The 16632-nt window shown below is 59.7% G+C and carries 14 protein-coding genes; 4 read left to right on the forward strand and 10 right to left on the reverse strand.

Annotation, left to right across the window (positions count from 1 at the left end; all coding sequences use genetic code 11):
- Positions 1-36: 36 nt before the first annotated feature.
- A complete protein-coding gene (locus tag Q4481_RS20010) occupies positions 37-840 on the reverse strand; it encodes a DeoR/GlpR family DNA-binding transcription regulator (RefSeq protein ID WP_304378163.1) in 804 nt (267 codons plus the stop codon).
- A gap of 239 nt (positions 841-1079) precedes the next feature.
- Between Q4481_RS20010 and Q4481_RS20015 the strand changes: the two genes are divergently transcribed.
- Together Q4481_RS20015 and Q4481_RS20020 are read left to right on the forward strand one after the other, a co-directional pair.
- On the forward strand, positions 1080-1958 hold the full coding sequence (locus Q4481_RS20015) for a choline/ethanolamine kinase family protein (RefSeq protein WP_304378164.1): 879 nt from the start codon (positions 1080-1082) through the stop codon (positions 1956-1958).
- Positions 1958-4408 (forward strand): GcvT family protein, encoded by a 2451-nt coding sequence (locus Q4481_RS20020; protein WP_304378236.1) that lies wholly within the window; start codon positions 1958-1960, stop codon positions 4406-4408. The genes Q4481_RS20015 and Q4481_RS20020 overlap by 1 nt, the downstream gene beginning before the upstream one ends.
- 13 nt (positions 4409-4421) lie before the next feature.
- On the opposite strand, the gene Q4481_RS20025 is transcribed toward Q4481_RS20020, so the two are convergent.
- The 9 genes from Q4481_RS20025 to Q4481_RS20065 form a co-directional block, all read right to left on the reverse strand.
- Positions 4422-5987, reverse strand: coding sequence for an FGGY-family carbohydrate kinase (locus Q4481_RS20025; protein WP_304378165.1), 1566 nt, complete (start codon positions 5985-5987; stop codon positions 4422-4424).
- A gap of 8 nt (positions 5988-5995) precedes the next feature.
- Complete coding sequence (locus tag Q4481_RS20030) at positions 5996-6670, reverse strand: HAD family hydrolase (protein WP_304378166.1); 675 nt, start codon at positions 6668-6670, stop codon at positions 5996-5998.
- A gap of 83 nt (positions 6671-6753) precedes the next feature.
- Positions 6754-8232 carry a mannitol dehydrogenase family protein gene (locus Q4481_RS20035; RefSeq protein WP_304378167.1) on the reverse strand — a complete coding sequence of 493 codons (1479 nt, stop codon included), beginning with the start codon at positions 8230-8232 and terminating at the stop codon, positions 6754-6756.
- A gap of 29 nt (positions 8233-8261) precedes the next feature.
- The gene (locus Q4481_RS20040; protein WP_304378168.1) at positions 8262-9035 is read right to left on the reverse strand and encodes an L-iditol 2-dehydrogenase; all 774 of its coding nucleotides are present in this window, start codon (positions 9033-9035) and stop codon (positions 8262-8264) included.
- A complete protein-coding gene (locus Q4481_RS20045; protein ID WP_304378169.1) occupies positions 9032-10033 on the reverse strand; it encodes an ABC transporter ATP-binding protein in 1002 nt (333 codons plus the stop codon). Before Q4481_RS20045 ends, Q4481_RS20040 begins: the two co-directional genes overlap by 4 nt.
- 32 nt (positions 10034-10065) lie before the next feature.
- On the reverse strand, positions 10066-10890 hold the full coding sequence (locus Q4481_RS20050) for a carbohydrate ABC transporter permease (protein WP_304378170.1): 825 nt from the start codon (positions 10888-10890) through the stop codon (positions 10066-10068).
- 12 nt (positions 10891-10902) lie between these two features.
- Positions 10903-11775 (reverse strand): carbohydrate ABC transporter permease, encoded by an 873-nt coding sequence (locus Q4481_RS20055; protein ID WP_304378171.1) that lies wholly within the window; start codon positions 11773-11775, stop codon positions 10903-10905.
- A gap of 144 nt (positions 11776-11919) precedes the next feature.
- Positions 11920-13230: an ABC transporter substrate-binding protein gene (locus Q4481_RS20060; protein ID WP_304378172.1), complete on the reverse strand. Its 1311-nt coding sequence runs from the start codon at positions 13228-13230 to the stop codon at positions 11920-11922.
- Between the two features lie 245 nt (positions 13231-13475).
- Positions 13476-14426 carry a sugar-binding transcriptional regulator gene (locus Q4481_RS20065; protein WP_304378173.1) on the reverse strand — a complete coding sequence of 317 codons (951 nt, stop codon included), beginning with the start codon at positions 14424-14426 and terminating at the stop codon, positions 13476-13478.
- 140 nt (positions 14427-14566) lie between these two features.
- On the opposite strand from Q4481_RS20065, the gene Q4481_RS20070 reads away from it, so the two are divergent.
- Positions 14567-15271, forward strand: a complete 705-nt coding sequence (locus Q4481_RS20070; RefSeq protein WP_304378174.1) for a type 1 glutamine amidotransferase — start codon at positions 14567-14569, stop codon at positions 15269-15271.
- Positions 15272-15365: 94 nt separating this feature from the next.
- Positions 15366-16499 (forward strand): DNA replication/repair protein RecF, encoded by a 1134-nt coding sequence (gene recF / locus Q4481_RS20075; RefSeq protein WP_304378175.1) that lies wholly within the window; start codon positions 15366-15368, stop codon positions 16497-16499.
- Positions 16500-16632: the final 133 nt, after the last annotated feature.

Consider the following 16632-nt stretch of genomic DNA (forward strand, 5'->3'; position numbering starts at 1 on the left):
TCACGGCTTTGCAACGCCATGCCGCAGCACGAGAACTCATGTCCGGTCACGGTTGCCGGCGACGATCAGCTCCACCCGGTTCTGTTCCAGCATCTGGCGTATATCCGCCGGTGGGCTCGCATCCGTCACCAGAAGATCGTAATTATCCGGGCGATCGATGATGATCGGGGCACTACGCGAGAATTTATGTGCGTCGGCCACGACGATGCTGCGATCGGCCTGCCGCGCCGCCGCGCGCGAGAACTCGGCCTCGTCCATATCCTGCAGCATGAAGCCGGATTCGGCATTGATGGCCGCCACCGACAGGATGGCATGGCGGACGTGGAAACGGCGGACGAAATCGATGGCCTCGATACCGAAGGCGCCGCCATCGTGCGAGCGCAGCGCCCCGCCGGCAAAGAACACCTTGTTGCCGTTGCGCGTTGCCAGCGCATGGGCGACCGAAATCGAGTTCGTCACGATGAACAGGTTCTGGTGTTTCTGCAGGGCGACCGCGATGAAGGCTGTGGTCGATCCGATATCAAGAAACAACGTATCGCCATCCTTGATCATGGTCGCGACTTCGGCGGCGATCAGCCGTTTGGCTTCCGGATTCTCGTTCATGCGGAAATGCAGCGGTTGCTCGGAGGAAAAATCCTTGAGATGAACTCCGCCATGCACCTTGGTGACGAGGCCGCCCTCCTCGAGAACCTTGATGTTGCGGCGAATGGTCTCTTCCGAAACACTCAGCCGCTCGGCCAGGAACTGAATTCGGCTCGACCCACCCGCAAGCCGCAGTTCTTCGAGAATCTCGCGCTCCCGGTGATTGGCATGCTGTGTGGGTCGCTCCTGCGCATTCATTCGAAAACCTTCCCGGCTGTACGCTGCTGGTCGTTGCATGCCCGATTCATGGCGCAAAACCAACAAATAACCAAAATCGCGACCGAAAATGTGGTTTTTGCTTGACCAATTCGCGAATTTGAACGACCTTACATTCCACAACAAAACGCACGCAAGATGATTTTGCGGGCCGGCACCGGCCCGATGCGGCGCGCATGAACCGTCTGGCACAAGAGGCAGGAGTGGGAGAGGTTTTGGGAATGGGGGAACATCCCGAAGACCAGATCAGAAATCTCGGCATCTGGCGTGGCAAGCTGGAGATTTCGCCCCTGTCTGGCGGCATGACCAACCGGAACTTTCGTGTGACCGATGATCGCGGCACGGCCGTTGTACGCCTCGGCGATGATATTCCGGTCCATATGATCAGCCGCGCCAACGAACTGGCTGCAAGCCTGGCAGCCGAGGCGGCCGGCATTTCGCCCAGGGTCCTTCACCATGCCCCGGGCATGCTGGTCATGGAATTCCTGGAGGCAAAGACGCTGCGCGAGGAGGATGTCAACAACCCCGACATGCTCGGCCGCATCATCCCGCTTATCCGGCGTTGCCATCTCGAAATGCCGAAATATTTCCGCGGACCGACCTTCATCTTCTGGGTGTTTCAGGTCATCCAGCAATATGCGGGCGTGCTCAAGGACGGCGAGAGCGACTATCTGAAAGATCTGCCGCTGCTGCTCTCCCGCGCCGAACGTCTCGAAGCCGCTGCCGGACCCTATACGATCGTGTTCGGCCACAACGATCTCCTGGCGGCCAACTTCCTCGACGACGGCGATCGTCTCTGGCTGATCGACTGGGATTATGCCGGTTTCAACTCGCCGCTTTTCGATCTTGGCGGGCTCGCGTCCAACAATCTTCTCGGTGAAAGCCGCGAGATCAGCCTGCTCGAAGCCTATTACGAACAGCCGGTCGATGAGGCGCTGTGGCGGCGTTACCAGGCGATGAAATGCGCTTCGCTTCTTCGTGAGACGATGTGGAGCATGGTCTCGGAAATCCACTCCACCATCGGCTTCGACTACAAGGCCTATACGGCTCAGAACAGGGCGCGGTTTGAAAGCGCCTATGCACATTTTGACGGGATATGATCATGAAGGAACTGCCTGCATCTGCCAAAGCGGTCGTCATTGGTGGCGGCATCATCGGCTGTTCGACCGCCTACCACCTTGGTAAGCTCGGCCTCACGGATACTGTGCTTCTCGAGCGCAAGAAACTTACCTCCGGCACCACCTTTCATGCTGCCGGCCTTGTGGGGCAGCTGCGCACCAGCGCCAACATTACCCAGCTCCTTGGCTATTCCGTCGATCTCTACAAGAAGCTCGAAGCCGAAACCGGGCTTGGCACCGGCTGGAAGATGAATGGCGGGCTGCGGCTTGCCTGTAACGAGGAACGCTGGACAGAGGTGAAGCGCCAGGCCACCACCGCCCATTCGTTCGGCCTTGAAATGCATCTCCTCAACCCGAAGGAAGCGCAGGATCTCTGGCCGCTGATGCAGATCGATGATCTCGTCGGCGCCGCCTTCCTGCCGACCGACGGTCAGGCGAACCCGTCCGACATCACACAGGCGCTGGCGAAAGGCGCCCGCATGGCCGGCGTGTCGATCTTCGAAGATACCGAAGTGCTCGATCTCGAGATCGACAAGGGCAAGATCCGCGCCGTCATCACCAATCGCGGCCGCATCGAATGCGAGAAGGTCGTGGTCTGCGCCGGCCAGTGGACGCGCAATTTCGCCTCCCGCTTCGGGGTCAATGTCCCGCTCGTTTCGGTCCAGCACCAATATATGATCACGGAAGCCTTCGGGGTGCCCTCGAACCTGCCGACGCTGCGCGACCCCGACCGTCTGACCTATTACAAGGAAGAGGTCGGCGGGCTCGTCATGGGCGGATACGAACCCAATCCGATCGGCTGCTTCGAGACCGGAATTCCGGACGGATTCCACTATACGCTGCTCGACAGCAATTTCGACCATTTCGAACCGATCATGGAACTGGCGCTCGGTCGCGTGCCGGCGCTCGAGACGGCCGGCATCAAGCAATTGCTGAATGGTCCGGAAAGCTTCACTCCTGATGGCAACTTCATTCTCGGCGAGGCGCCGGAACTCAAGAATTTCTATGTCGGCGCCGGCTTCAACGCCTTCGGCATCGCCTCCGGTGGCGGGGCCGGCATGGCGCTCGCCGAATGGGTCGCCAAGGGCGAAGCCCCCTATGATCTCTGGCCGGTCGATATCCGCCGCTTCGGTCGGCCGCATTTCGACACCGACTGGGTGCGCACCCGCACCTATGAGGCCTATGGCAAACATTACACGATGGCCTGGCCGTTCGAAGAACATGCGTCGGGCCGGCCGGCTCGCAAATCACCGCTCTATGACCGGTTGAAAGCGCAAGGCGCCTGCTTCGGCGAAAAGCTGGGCTGGGAGCGGCCGAACTGGTTTGCCGATCTCGCCAAAGGCGAAGAAGCGCGCGACATATACACCTATGGCCGCCAGAACTGGTTCGGCGCTGTGGGTCGCGAACACCAGGCGGCCCGTGAACAAGCCGTGCTTTTCGACCAGACGTCGTTTGCCAAATTCAGCCTCAAGGGCAGCGATGCCGAAAACGCCCTGCAGTGGATTGCCGCCAACAATGTCGCCAAGCCCGTCGGTTCGCTCATCTATACCCAAATGCTGAACGACAAGGGTGGCATTGAGGCGGACCTGACCTGCGCCCGTGTTGCCGAGGATGAATATTACATCGTCACCGGCACCGGTTTCGCCACCCATGATTTCGACTGGATTGCCCGCAACATTCCCTCTGGAATGAATGCGAGCCTGGTGGATGTCACCTCGGCCTGGTCTGTCCTGTCACTGATGGGGCCGAAGGCACGCGATATTCTGGCCAGCGTGACGAGCGCCGATGTCTCGAATGCCGCCCTGCCCTTCGGCAAGTTCAAGACGATCGGCATTGCCGGCGCTCCCGTCCGGGCCCTTCGCATTACCTATGTCGGCGAACTCGGCTATGAGCTGCATCTGCCGGTCGAATATGCAAGCTCGGTCTATGAACTCCTGATGGAGAAGGGCCGCGCCTTCGGTCTTTCCAATGCCGGTTACCGCGCGATCGAAAGCCTGCGCCTCGAAAAGGGCTATCGCGCCTGGGGTTCGGATATCGGCCCCGATCATACGCCGGTAGAAGCAGGTCTCGGCTGGGCGGTGAAGATGAAGAGCAATGTCGCCTTCCGGGGACGCGAGGCGATCCAGCGCCAGAACGAGACCGGCGTCAAGAAAATGCTGGCCGGCTTCGTTGTCGATGATCCATCGATCGTCCTGCTCGGCCGCGAGACCATCTACCGCAATGGCAAGCGGGCCGGCTGGCTGACCTCCGGCGGCTTTGGCTACACAGTCGGCAAGCCGATCGGCTATGGCTATGTGCGCAATCCCGAAGGTGTCACCGCCGATTATGTGCTGGAAGGCGATTACGAACTCGAAGTCGCGACCGAACGCGTCAAGGCGCGGGTTTCGCTTGCTCCGTTCCATGATCCGGAAAACCGGAACGTGAAGCTTTGAGGCCACACGAAAGTCAGCGGATGGCCGCGATCTGCCGCCGGTGTTCCTGCATCATCAGGAACACCCGGTAATCGCGATCGAGCGCGGGCTGCGGCTGCGGGCGAATGACCGTCTCTTCCCGGCGCATGCGCTGACTGGTTTCGGCGAGACTGCCATGCCAGCCGGCAACCGTTGCCGCCGCAATCGCGGTGCCATGCAGCATGGTCTCGTCACCGGCACCGATCATGATCTCGCGACCCGTTGCATCGGCATAGAGCTGCGTTAGCAGACGATTACGCACATGCCCGCCGCCAAAGGCAAGCTGCGCAATCGGCGCGCCCTTTTCCTCCAGCAATTCCACGATCTGGCGAATGCCGAGCGCGAGTGCCACCATGGCCCGATAATAGACTGCGCAGAGCCCGTCGAAAGACGGATCGAGCGACAGTCCGTGAACGACGCCGCGCGACGTTACGTCCCCCAGCGGTGCCCGGTTTCCATGATAGTCGGGCAGAATGTGCAGATCGCCGGCAAAGCCCAGACCCTTTTCCTTCAGAAGCGCCTCGATACGCTCGAGAACCTTTTCATGACATTCGCTGTCGATACGGCCGCCAGCACCATGCGTGCGCAGGATAAGATCCAGAAGCGCTCCCGTTGCGGATTGTCCGCCCTCGATTACCCAGAAACCATCAAGCGCGACATCCCGATAGGGTCCCCAGAAGGAGCGGACAAATTGCGGCACCGCAGATAGCCGCATGACACAGCTTGAGGTGCCACCGATCAACGCGGCTGTCTCCTCCTGGTCAGGGCGCGAACCCAGCAGCGACAGAAGGCCTGCAAACGCATCCACCATACCGGCCGCCACCGGTATGCCAGCGCGAAGGCCGAGAGCCTCGGCAGCTTCGTTTGAAAGCGTCCCGACCGGCTTTCCAGGCGCGACAGGAGAGCCCGGCATGCCGGCCTTTTCCTTGAGCTCAGGCAGGCCCATAGCGGCCAGGAAATCTTTCGACCAGCCTTCCTCTGCATGGGCAAGATAGTTCCACTTGGTCGTCAGCGTCGACAGTGACCGAACCGCACTCCCGGTGGCCCGGTAAGTGAGATAGTCCGCAAGATCAAAAATGAGGCCGGCTTTTTGCCAGGCATCCGGCCTCTTTTCCTTGAGCCACAGGAGCTTCGGCAACTGCATCTCGGGCGATACGATCTCGCCGGCATGACGAAGCGCAGAGTGGCAGGTCGCCGTCATACGTTCAGCTTCAGCGGTGGCGCGGTGATCGAACCAGCAGATCGTATCCCAGGCGCCACCGCCTTGGATCGAAACGTCTACCGGTTCGCCTTCCCCGGTCAGGACCGTCAGAGAACAGGTGGCGTCAAAGCCGATGGCATCGATCGACGCCCGATCGATGCCCGCCGTTTCGACGGCCTTCCGTACGGCTTGAACCACCGAATTCCAGATATCGTCAGAACTATGCTCGGCAATGTCCGGCGTTTCGCGGTTCGTGAGGATGGGATGTTCGGCTCGCGCGACAAGGCTTCCCCGGCGATCGAACAGACCGGCCCGGGCACTGCCAGTGCCAACATCGATTGCGAGAACGAATTCGCCCATGGACCTCCCTAGCTCCAAGCCGCAATCAGGGCAGGAAGCTTGGACATATCATCAAAAATGGTATCCGGCTTCAAGTCATGCATCTGTTCACGCAGGCGGCAGGGTCCGGCATGGGCGCCGCCCACGAATGCAAAAACCTTCATTCCTGCGGCCTTGGCTGCCGTAACGCCTGCCGGACTGTCTTCAATGACCAGGCAGTCTTCCGGCCGTCGTCCCATTGCATTTGCCGCATGAAAAAAGAGATCCGGCGCCGGCTTGCCGTGATCGACCATCGTGGCGCTGAAGATATGCGGTTCGAAAAAATCGATGAGACCCGTGGTCGTCAGTGAAAGGCGAATACGCTCCGGCTGGCTCGAGGATGCAACGCAACGGTCGGCTTCAAGCGAGGCCAGCACATTACGGAGGCCCGGCATCGGCCGCAGTTCCTTTTCGAACCGGGCATAGAGTTCAAGCCGCATATCCTGCAGATGCTTATCGGTGATCTGCACGCAGAACTCCTCCGCAACCAGCTTCGTCACCGAGGCCAGGCTCTTGCCGAGAAAATCGTGATAGGCGCGCTTGAGCGGCACATCGGCGCCGACATCGGCCAGCATGCGATGCAGAACGGAAAAGGAGATCATTTCGCTGTCGACGAGAACGCCGTCGCAATCAAAAATGATCAGGTGTGATCCGTCGCCTGCCATGGCCAGTGCCCTAACATCATCGCTTCCGTTTCGCCGGTCGAAACGCCTTCGACGTCATACCTGTTTGTCGTAGGCGCTCAAGCTCACAATGCATCATCCAGATAGGTCTGCAACGTTACGCGCGTCCCTTTCTCCCGCAAGGAAGCGAGTGCCGTTACGAAACGCCTGCGAAACAGATCCGAACGGGCAACATCCCCGAAAATGTCGTCAAGCGCGAGGAAGGCGAGCGGATCGCTTCTTGAGGCGAGCGCGGCTGCCTGCAACCGTTCGGCATTCGCATCGTTGAATGTGATCTGGCGTCCGCTGTCGGAACTCCCCTCGAAATAGCGACACCAGAGCGCCGATATCAGCGCCAGACCGGTAACATCCTCGCCACGGCTCAACCGGTCGCGCGTCGAAGGCAGGATGAATTTCGGCTGCCGGTTCGACCCATCCTGCGCGAGACGAGAGATCGTGTCGCCGATTTTCGGATTCGAGAACCGGCGTTCGATGAGCTTGAAATAATCGCCGAGATCCGTGTTCGGCACCGGCGGCACGCAGGGAATGATTTCCTCGTTCTCGAGCTTGGCGAGAAAGGCCCGGATCAGTGGCTCCTCCATCGCCTCATGGACGAAATGGATATCCAGCAACTCACCCGGATAGGCGATGGCCGCATGACCGCCATTGAGAATGCGGATCTTCATCAGCTCGAAGGGGGCGACATCGTCAACGAAGGTGACACCGACCTTTTCAAGGGCAGGTCGGCCGGCCGGAAAATGATCTTCCATCACCCACTGGCGGAACTCTTCGCAGTAAACCGGCCAGGCATCGGCAATGCCGAACTCACGCGCGCAATGATCGATTTCGCGTGTACCCGTGGCGGGCGTAATGCGGTCGACCATCGAATTCGGAAAGGCAACATTTGCCCGGATCCAGGCGCCGAATTCCGGATCGGAGAGATCCGCGAGACCGGCAACGGCATTTTCCGTCACATGGCCATTACCGGGGATATTGTCACAGGACATGACGGTGAAAGCCGGAAGCCCGGCGTTGCGCCGCGCCTTCAAGGCTGCAACGATGAGACCGAACACCGTTTGCGGTTCATCTGGTCTGGATGCATCGGCAACAATAGCGGGATGGTTGGGATCGAAATGTCCCGTCGCGGGATTGATGAAATAGCCGCCCTCGGTGATTGTCATCGAGACGATGCGGATTGCGGGGTCGCACAGGCGCGAAATCATCCCCGTCCGATCGGATGGATCAAGAAAATCGATCATCGCGCCTGTGATGCGCGCAGCTGAAAGGCCGACATCCTGTTCCACCACCGTCGTCAGCCAGTCCTGGCTCGCGAGCTTCGCCCGCATCGCCCCGTCATAGGAGGTGACGCCAGCGCCGATCAGCGCCCAGTCGTGGTCGAGACCGAGATTGAAGAGATCATCGAGATAGACCGCCTGATGGGCACGATGGAAATTGCCGATGCCGAAATGGACGATACCGGCGGCGAGATCGGAGCGCTCATAGCGCGGAATGGCCGCTTTGCCGGACAGTTTCTGGAGATTGGCGTTTGAGAGAGAGACTGTCATCTCTGAATTCCTTCATAATATGGATGAGATCAACTCATCCAGTTGCCGCCATCGACATTGTAGGTCTGGGCGACGATGTAGTCGGCGTCGGATGACGCGAGGAAAATCGCCATGCCGGTAAGATCTTCCGCCCGACCCATGCGACCGAACGGCACCGCCTCACCGACGAGCTTTTTCTTTTCGCCGATCGGTCGGTTCTCATATTTTGCAAACAGGCGATCGACGCCGTCCCAGTGCTCGCCGTCGACCACGCCGGGCGCGATGGCATTGACGTTGATGCCGTATTTGATGAGGTCGAGGCCGGCCGACTGCGTGAGCGAAATGACGGCGGCCTTGGTGGCGCAATAGACGGCAACAAGCGCCTCACCACGACGACCGGCCTGCGAGGCCATGTTGATGATCTTTCCGCCCTTTCCACGCGCAATCATCGATTTCGCCGCCGCCTGCAGGGTGAAGAGCGTTCCCGCGACATTGATGGAAAAAAGCGTATCGTAACTCTGGCGCGTGATCTCGACGATCGGCGCGAGATCGAAAAGAGCCGCATTGTTGATCAGGATATCGATGCCGCCGGTCCGGTCATCGACCGCTGCAATCGCCTTGTCGATCGACGTCTGGTTCGTCACATCCATTTCGATCGCATAGGCTTTCAAACCGAGTTCGGATGCCGTTGCCTCCGCGCGCGCAAGGTCGATATCGGCGATTGCCACCGTGGCACCTTCGCGAATGTAGGCCTCCGCGAAGGCGCGACCGATGCCACGCGCCGAGCCGGTGATCAGCGCCGATTTTCCCGCCAGCCTGGTCATCGGATCGCCTTTCCGTTGGCGTCGAACCGGTGGATGCGGTTCTCATCCGGCGTGACGAAGACGCGGTCGCCATGGACCAGATCGGTGTCACCAGCGGTACGGACCGTCATCGGACCAATTCCCTCGACATGCACATGCAGGAACGTGTCGGAGCCGAGATGTTCGGTGACACCGATCGTACCGTTCCAGGTCCCTTCCGTTTTCGAAAGCCGCAGATGCTCCGGCCGGATGCCGATCGTATGTGCCTGGTAACGACCGGCGACATCGCCAATGGCGAAGTTCATGCGCGGAGAACCAATGAAACCGGCAACGAAGAGATTATCCGGTCGATTGTAGAGCTCCATCGGCGAGCCGACCTGTTCGATGACGCCGGCCTGCAGCACCACGATCTTGTCCGCCATGGTCATGGCCTCGACCTGGTCATGGGTGACATAGATCATCGTGGTGCCAAGCTGCTGGTGCAGTTCGGAGATTTCGAGCCGCATGGTGCCGCGCAATGCCGCATCGAGATTGGAAAGCGGCTCGTCGAACAGAAAGGCCGAAGGCTCGCGGACGATAGCGCGACCGATCGCGACACGCTGGCGCTGACCGCCCGACAATTGACCGGGACGGCGATCGAGATAAGTCGTGAGGTTGAGGATGCGGGCGGCATCCTTGACCTTCCTGTCGATGATCTCCACCGGCAGGCCAGCCATCTTCAGCGGGAAGGCGATGTTCTTGTAGACGCTCATATGCGGATAAAGCGCATAGGACTGGAAGACCATCGCCAGTCCACGCTTGGCAGGAGCGGCACGGGTCACATCATTGCCATCGATCTCGATCTTGCCGGAGGACGTGTCTTCCAGACCGGCGATCAGCCGCAGGAGCGTCGATTTCCCGCATCCGGATGGCCCGACGAAGACGACGAACTCACCGTTTTCGATCGTCAGGTCGATGCCGGGAATGACGATGGTGGCGCCAAAGGTCTTGTTGACCTTGGTAAGTTTGATATGTCCCATGTTTTCCTCCCGCCGGTTCTGCCGGCTTGCCCCTATTTCACCGCGCCGAAGGTCAGTCCGCGCACCAGCTGCTTCTGCGAGAACCAGCCCATCACGAGGATGGGGGCGATCGCCAATGTGGAGGCAGCGCTGAGCTTGGCCCAGAACAGGCCCTGTGGACTGGAAAAGGAGGCGATGAAAGCCGTCAGTGGTGCGGCATTGGTTGTTGTCAGGCGAATGGTCCAGAAGGCTTCGTTCCAGGCCAGAATGATGTTGAGCAGCATGGTCGAGGCAATGCCCGGCACGGCCATCGGGGTCAGCACATGCCAGATCTCGCCCCACAGCGAGGCGCCATCCATGCGTGCCGCCTCAAGGATTTCACCCGGAATCTCGCGGAAATAGGTGTAGAGCATCCAGACGACGATCGGCAGGTTGATCAGCATCAGCATGATGGTGAGACCGAAGCGGCTATCGAGAAGGCCGAGATCGCGAAACAGCAGATAGATCGGCACCAGCACCGCCACTGCCGGCATCATCTTGGTCGAAAGCATCCACATCAGGATATCTTTCGTCTTCGATGTCGGCGCAAAGGCCATCGACCAGGCGGCCGGTACCGCCACGAGAAGCGCAAGCAGGGTCGAGCCGATCGACAGGATCACCGAATTCATGAAGGGCTTGAAATAGTCCTTCTGGGTCTGGACCTCGATATAGCTTTCGAACGTGCCGGACGGGATGAGGTTGAAGCCCTGGATCGCTTCGGTCTCGGACTTGAAGCTCGTGATGATCGTGTAGAGGATCGGAAAGAAGATCACGAGCGCTATGATCCATGCGAGCAGGGTGAAGGCGAGCGTCCGTCTGGTGGAAGTTGCACGTGCCATGTCCGTTCTCCCTTACTTGTCGAGGTTCTTGCCGACGGCGCGCATCAGGAAGAAGGCGACGATGTTGGCGAGGATGACCGCTATGATGCCGCCGGCCGATGCACCCCCGACATCATAGCCGAGCAGCGCGGTCCGATAGATCAGGAACGGCAGGTTGGTGGAGGCATAGCCAGGGCCGCCATTGGTGGTGACGAGGATTTCGGCATAGACCCCGAGCAGGAAAATCGTCTGGATGAGGATCACCACCGTGATCGACCGGGCCAGATGCGGCAGCGTGAGATAGATGAAGCGGCTGATAAAGCCGGCGCCATCCATTTCGGCGGCTTCCTTCTGCTCGCTGTCGAGCGATTGCAGGGCTGTGAGCAGGATCAGCGTCGCGAAAGGCAGCCATTGCCAGGCGACGATGATGATGATCGACAAAAGCGGAAATTGCGCAAACCAATCAACCGGTTGCAGACCGAGAGCGCGGGCTAGATCCGCCAGGACCCCGTAGCCCGGATGCATGATCATGTTCTTCCAGACCAGTGCCGCAACAGGCGGCATGACGAAGAAGGGCGAGATGATCATGATACGGACCACCCCCTGGCCGATCATCGGCTGATCCAGAAGAAGTGCGATGGCAATACCGCCAATCACGGTGATCGCAAGGACGCCGACGACGATGATCAACGTATTGGCGATCGAGACGAAAAAGGCCGGGTCGGTGTAGAAATATTTGTAGTTGAACAGGCCGGCGAAGGAGACATTGGCCGGGTTCAGCAGATTGTAGTTCTGGAAGGAGAACCAAAGGGTCATTGCCAGTGGTACGATCATCCAGACCAGGAGCAGCCCAACGGACGGCGCCATCATCATTCTGGCAAGGGTTCTGGTCTGTTGCGTCGCCATGATGCGATCCTCCCCGATGCGGCGGCAGTCATGAAAGACAGCCTTGAGCCGATGCTGGCGCGTGAATGAATGTCGGTGGCAATGATCCGCGAGGCGGAAAGGGGTTGCCCGGATTTCCGGGCAACCAGAGGGCCTTGGGAGCTGTTATTTTATATAGCCGGCCCGGGTCATTTCACGGGTTGCGACGTCCTGAGCCTGCGCCAGAGCGTCATCGACGCTGGACTGGCCGGCAAGTGCGGCCGAGAAGAGCTGACCGACCGTGGTGCCGAGACCCTGGAATTCCGGGATCGCGACGAACTGGACGCCGACGTAAGGCACCGGCTTGACGGTCGGCTTGGTCGGATCGGCCGAGTTGATCGAGTCGAGCGTCATTTTGGCAAACGGCGCCGCCTTCTGGTATTCCGGGTTGTTGTAGAGCGAAGTACGCGTGCCCGGAGGAACGTTGGCCCAGCCTTCCTTGGAGGCGACGAGGTCAAGATAGGCTTTCGACGTTGCCCAGGAGATGAACTTCTCGGCAGCTTCCGCCTTCTGGGTGCCGGCCGGGATGGCGAGCGTCCAGGCCCAGAGCCAGTTACCACGCTTGCCGAGACCGTTATCGGGTGCCAGTGCATAGCCAACCTTGTCGGCAACCGTCGAATCCTTCGGATTGGACACGAACGAGGCTGCGACCGTCGCATCGATCCACATGCCGCACTTGCCCTGCTGGAAGAGCGCCAGGTTTTCGTTGAAGCCGTTGGAGGATGCGCCTTCCGGTCCGGCGTCCTTCATCAGGTTGACGTAGAAGTCGAGTGTCGCCTTCCATTCCGGCTGGTCGAACTGCGGCTTCCAGCTTTCGTCAAACCAGCGGGCACCAAAGGAGTTCGACATGGCGGTAAGGAAGGCCATGTTTTCGCCCCAGCCGGCCTTGCCGCGCAGGCAGATGCCGTTCACGCCATTGGCGCGGTCCGTCATCTTGCGGGCCGCATCGGCGATGAATTCCCAGGTCGGCGCGTCAGGCATGGATAGCCCGGCCTTTTCCATCAGGTCCTTGCGGTACATCACCATCGAGCTTTCGCCATAGAAGGGCGCCGCAAAGAGCTTGCCATCCATGGAGAGGCCGCCGCGGATGGCCGGCAGAAGATCGTCGACATCGTAGTCGGCGCCGAGATTGTCGAGCGGAACGAGCCAGCCCTGCTTGGCCCAGATCGGCACTTCATAGGTGCCGATGGTCATGACGTCATACTGACCACCCTTGGTCGCGATGTCGGTCGTGACGCGTTCACGGAGCACGTTTTCTTCGAGCGTGACCCATTGCAATTCGATGCCGGGATTCTTGGCTGTGAAATCATCCGTAAGTTTCTGCATACGGATCATGTCGCCGTTATTGACGGTCGCAATGGTCAGCGTTTCCGCATTCGCGAGCGAAAACAGTGCGAGTGCCGAGCTTGCGCCCAGCAGAAGGGTCTTGAGGTTCATGATCTTCCTCCCGAGAAGTAAGTGAGCATTTGCTATACTCCTGGGCATTTACTCGTTCATTCGTAAATCTGTCAATCAGGATTCGTTGCTGCGTCGCAACAGATGGCAGGCGGAATCGTCCCCGCAGGCAGGCCAAGCCTCTGAGGAAAAACGAGATTTTAAATTTCAGGAATCGTGAAGGAAAGCATGCGTGCGAACGCGCTCGACCGAGCGACGACAGTCACGAGATGGTTGCGATGGAGGGTTCAGGCTGCCGAAGCGAGCAAGGCTTCTGCCGTGTCCTCGTCGGTGATCAGACCATTGACGAGATTGCCGCGAATGGCACCGAGGATGCCGGGCAACTTCTTGCGGCCCATCGCGGCAGCAATCACGAGCGATGTTTCGCGCGACGGAATGGGGGCGGATGCAACCCGGTCGTTGGTAATGTCCTTGATCAACCTGCCCTGGATATCGAAGGACCAACCGACGATTTCGCCCACGGCTCCCGCCTTTTGCAACGCCTTGAGCTCGGCCTCGGTGATGAACCCATCGAGGTAGAGCGGCGCAGCATCGCTGAGATCGCCGATCCCGACGAAGGTGACATCGGCCTTGGCGGCGAGCGCCAGCGTCGGCTTCACCATCGCCTGGGCATGCAGCATTTCGCGTTCGCCGGGCGAGGAGGCGATGACCGGCAGCGGCATCGGAAATGACCGGATGTTGACCGTATCGGACATGGTGAAAACAACGTTATAGAAGGCCGCCGATCCATCGGGGGCAATGTTTCCGGTCAGCGAAACCACGCGATGGTGCCGGCAATCCATACGTGGCAGCATTTCGACCGCAGCCTTGAGCGTTCTGCCTGTTCCCACCGCAATCAGAACCGGCGTTTCCTGCTTGAGCCATCGCTCCAGCTCGGAACTTGCCGCTTCCGCGACACCGGTCACGGTCGATTCAGAACCGGGATCGGTGGGGACGACTTCGACTGACCGGAGTTTGAATTTCTGGCGCAGCCGCTCGGCCAGTTCAAGACAATTGGCAATCGGATGATCAATCTGCACCCGGACGAGCCGTTCGGACCGGGCGAGAGACACAAGCCGCTGCGCCGATTGCCGCGACACGCCGAGCTTGGTGGCGATCTGGTCCTGGGTGTTGCCCGCGACGTAATAGAGCCAGCCTGCACGGGCGGCATCATCGAGGCGGCTCGTACGCTTGCTCACCCGGTCTCTCCCTCATTTTCGACGGCAATCATAGAATGACGGACAAGGTGCGGACAAGATCAAATAATTCCTGAAAAATGGATTGGCATTAGCAAACAAGCCGTTAGTCTCATGGCGAGTCGCATCGTCCGGGGAAAATCATGCAGAAGCGCGTACTGGTCATCGAAAATTACAATCTCTCCCATTACGGCGTTGTGGGCCGGGCGCTGGAAGACGCCGGAATCCAGTCCGACATCCGCCAGATGTGGGCTGGTGCACCTCTGCCCGAAATGTCGGACGGGTTCGATGGGTTGGTAGTGCTTGGCGGCGAACAGAGCGCTGTCGATGACGAAAAACACCCCTACCTGCCGGCGCTCGCCAATCTGATGGCCGAGTTCGGCGCCCAGTCAAAGGCGGTACTCGGCATTTGCCTCGGGAGCCAATTGCTGGCTCGCGCCCATGGCGGCCAGAATCTGATCGGTGCTGCACCGGAATTCGGCTGGCAGACCGTTCACCTGACCGAAGAGGGCCAGCGCGATCCCGTTCTGTCGTCCGTTACGGAGAGCTTCCCCATTTTCCAGTGGCATGACGACACATTCACCCTGCCAGCGGACGCTGTACATCTCGCCACCAACACGACGGCAACCAACCAGTGTTTCCGCATCGGTCGGGCGTCTTACGGCATGCAGTTCCATTTCGAGGCGAACCGCAGCCTCGTCGAGACCTGGAACAAGGCTTTTTCCAGCGTGATCGAGCGCAAGGCTCCGGACTGGCTGGCCGACTACGAGCATCATGCCGCCACAGCCGGCGTTCATGCCGATGTCGCGGGCATGGCGATCGCCAAGGCCTGGGTCGGAATGATCTGAACGCAGGATATCTCCCCGGATTTCCAAGATTTGGCTTTGGCCATGACGCGCAAACCTCTATGGTCGCGCGATTCTTCGTCCTGTCGTCAGCATAATGGCCAGCAAAGTCACCATTCTCCGCCTCGTGCTCAGCAATTTCCGCAACTACGGCGCCCTGTCGCTGCGGTTCGACGGACGCCATGTCGTGCTGACCGGCGACAATGGTTCTGGCAAGACCAATCTTCTCGAGGCAATCTCGTTTCTATCGCCCGGACGCGGGCTAAGGCGGGCCGTCTATGGCGATGCCGTTCGGGAAGGGCAAGACCAGGGCTTTACCATTTTCTCCGAACTTGAGGGGATGGAGGGTGAAGTTGAAATCGGCACCGGCGTTGGCGCGGGTCCCGATGCAGGCAGCCTGCGCAAAGTCCGGATCAACGGAACCGAGATGAAATCGGCCGACGAACTGCTCAACCATCTGAGAATTCTCTGGCTGACCCCCTCCATGGACGGGCTGTTCACCGGCCCGGCTTCCGACCGCCGTCGCTTCCTCGACCGGCTGGTCCTGTCTCTCGATCCCACACACGGCCGGCGTGCCGCTGATTTCGAGAAGGCGATGAAAATGCGCAACCGTCTGCTGGAAGACGGCAAGCCCGATGAGACATGGCTCTCGGGCCTCGAACAGCAGATGGCCGAACTCGGCATCGCGATGACCATTGCGCGCAACGAAATGCTGTCACTGATCGCCCAGCTCGGTGATATGGCAACCGGCAATGGCGCCTTTCCAAGCGCCCGGCTGCGTCTGGAAGGTTTCCTAGATGATGCGGCAGGCCTGCCGGCGCTCGATCTCGAGGAGCGCTATCTTGCCCTTCTCCGCGAAGGCCGCTGGCGCGACCAGGCCGCAGGGCGAACCTTACAAGGCCCGCACCGGGTCGATCTCCTCGTCGACCATAGCGAGAAGAACATGGATGCAGCCCGCTGTTCGACCGGCGAGCAGAAGGCCCTGCTGACCGGTCTCATACTCGCCCATGCCAGGCTGACCGCCAGCCTGACCGGTTATGCGCCGGTTTTGCTGCTCGATGAAATCGCCGCTCATTTCGACGAAAAACGGCGGGCTGCCCTCTTCGATCTCATCGAGGAATTGGGAGGCCAAGCCTTCATGACCGGAACAGATCGGCAGCTGTTCAACGCGCTGGGCAGTCGCGCGCAGTATTTCTCGGTCTCGGCTGGCGCGCTGACGCCCATCGACTGATCCCGAAACGCCTGAGGATTTCATTACAAATTTGTAATGGGTGGGTCGCTAGGCGATCCATTGAAATGCCACAATTGGATAGCCAGATAACGATTATCGGCAGTCATCGCCCCTTTGACTGCCTGTTCCGGAG

The organism is Fluviirhizobium alvei, from assembly GCF_030551875.1.
Lineage (GTDB): Bacteria > Pseudomonadota > Alphaproteobacteria > Rhizobiales > Rhizobiaceae > Rhizobium_E > Rhizobium_E alvei.

Excerpts from the sequence above, each read along its gene's own strand:
- Q4481_RS20030 (WP_304378166.1), bottom strand. The coding sequence starts at position 6,670 with ATGGCAGGCGACGGATCACACCTGATCATTTTTGATTGCGACGGCGTT.
- Q4481_RS20010 (WP_304378163.1), bottom strand. The coding sequence starts at position 840 with ATGAATGCGCAGGAGCGACCCACACAGCATGCCAATCACCGGGAGCGC.
- Q4481_RS20045 (WP_304378169.1), bottom strand. The coding sequence starts at position 10,033 with ATGGGACATATCAAACTTACCAAGGTCAACAAGACCTTTGGCGCCACC.
- Q4481_RS20025 (WP_304378165.1), bottom strand. The coding sequence starts at position 5,987 with ATGGGCGAATTCGTTCTCGCAATCGATGTTGGCACTGGCAGTGCCCGG.
- Q4481_RS20055 (WP_304378171.1), bottom strand. The coding sequence starts at position 11,775 with ATGGCGACGCAACAGACCAGAACCCTTGCCAGAATGATGATGGCGCCG.
- Q4481_RS20035 (WP_304378167.1), bottom strand. The coding sequence starts at position 8,232 with ATGACAGTCTCTCTCTCAAACGCCAATCTCCAGAAACTGTCCGGCAAA.
- recF (WP_304378175.1), top strand. The coding sequence starts at position 15,366 with ATGGCCAGCAAAGTCACCATTCTCCGCCTCGTGCTCAGCAATTTCCGC.
- Q4481_RS20070 (WP_304378174.1), top strand. The coding sequence starts at position 14,567 with ATGCAGAAGCGCGTACTGGTCATCGAAAATTACAATCTCTCCCATTAC.
- Q4481_RS20060 (WP_304378172.1), bottom strand. The coding sequence starts at position 13,230 with ATGAACCTCAAGACCCTTCTGCTGGGCGCAAGCTCGGCACTCGCACTG.
- Q4481_RS20050 (WP_304378170.1), bottom strand. The coding sequence starts at position 10,890 with ATGGCACGTGCAACTTCCACCAGACGGACGCTCGCCTTCACCCTGCTC.
- Q4481_RS20015 (WP_304378164.1), top strand. The coding sequence starts at position 1,080 with ATGGGGGAACATCCCGAAGACCAGATCAGAAATCTCGGCATCTGGCGT.
- Q4481_RS20040 (WP_304378168.1), bottom strand. The coding sequence starts at position 9,035 with ATGACCAGGCTGGCGGGAAAATCGGCGCTGATCACCGGCTCGGCGCGT.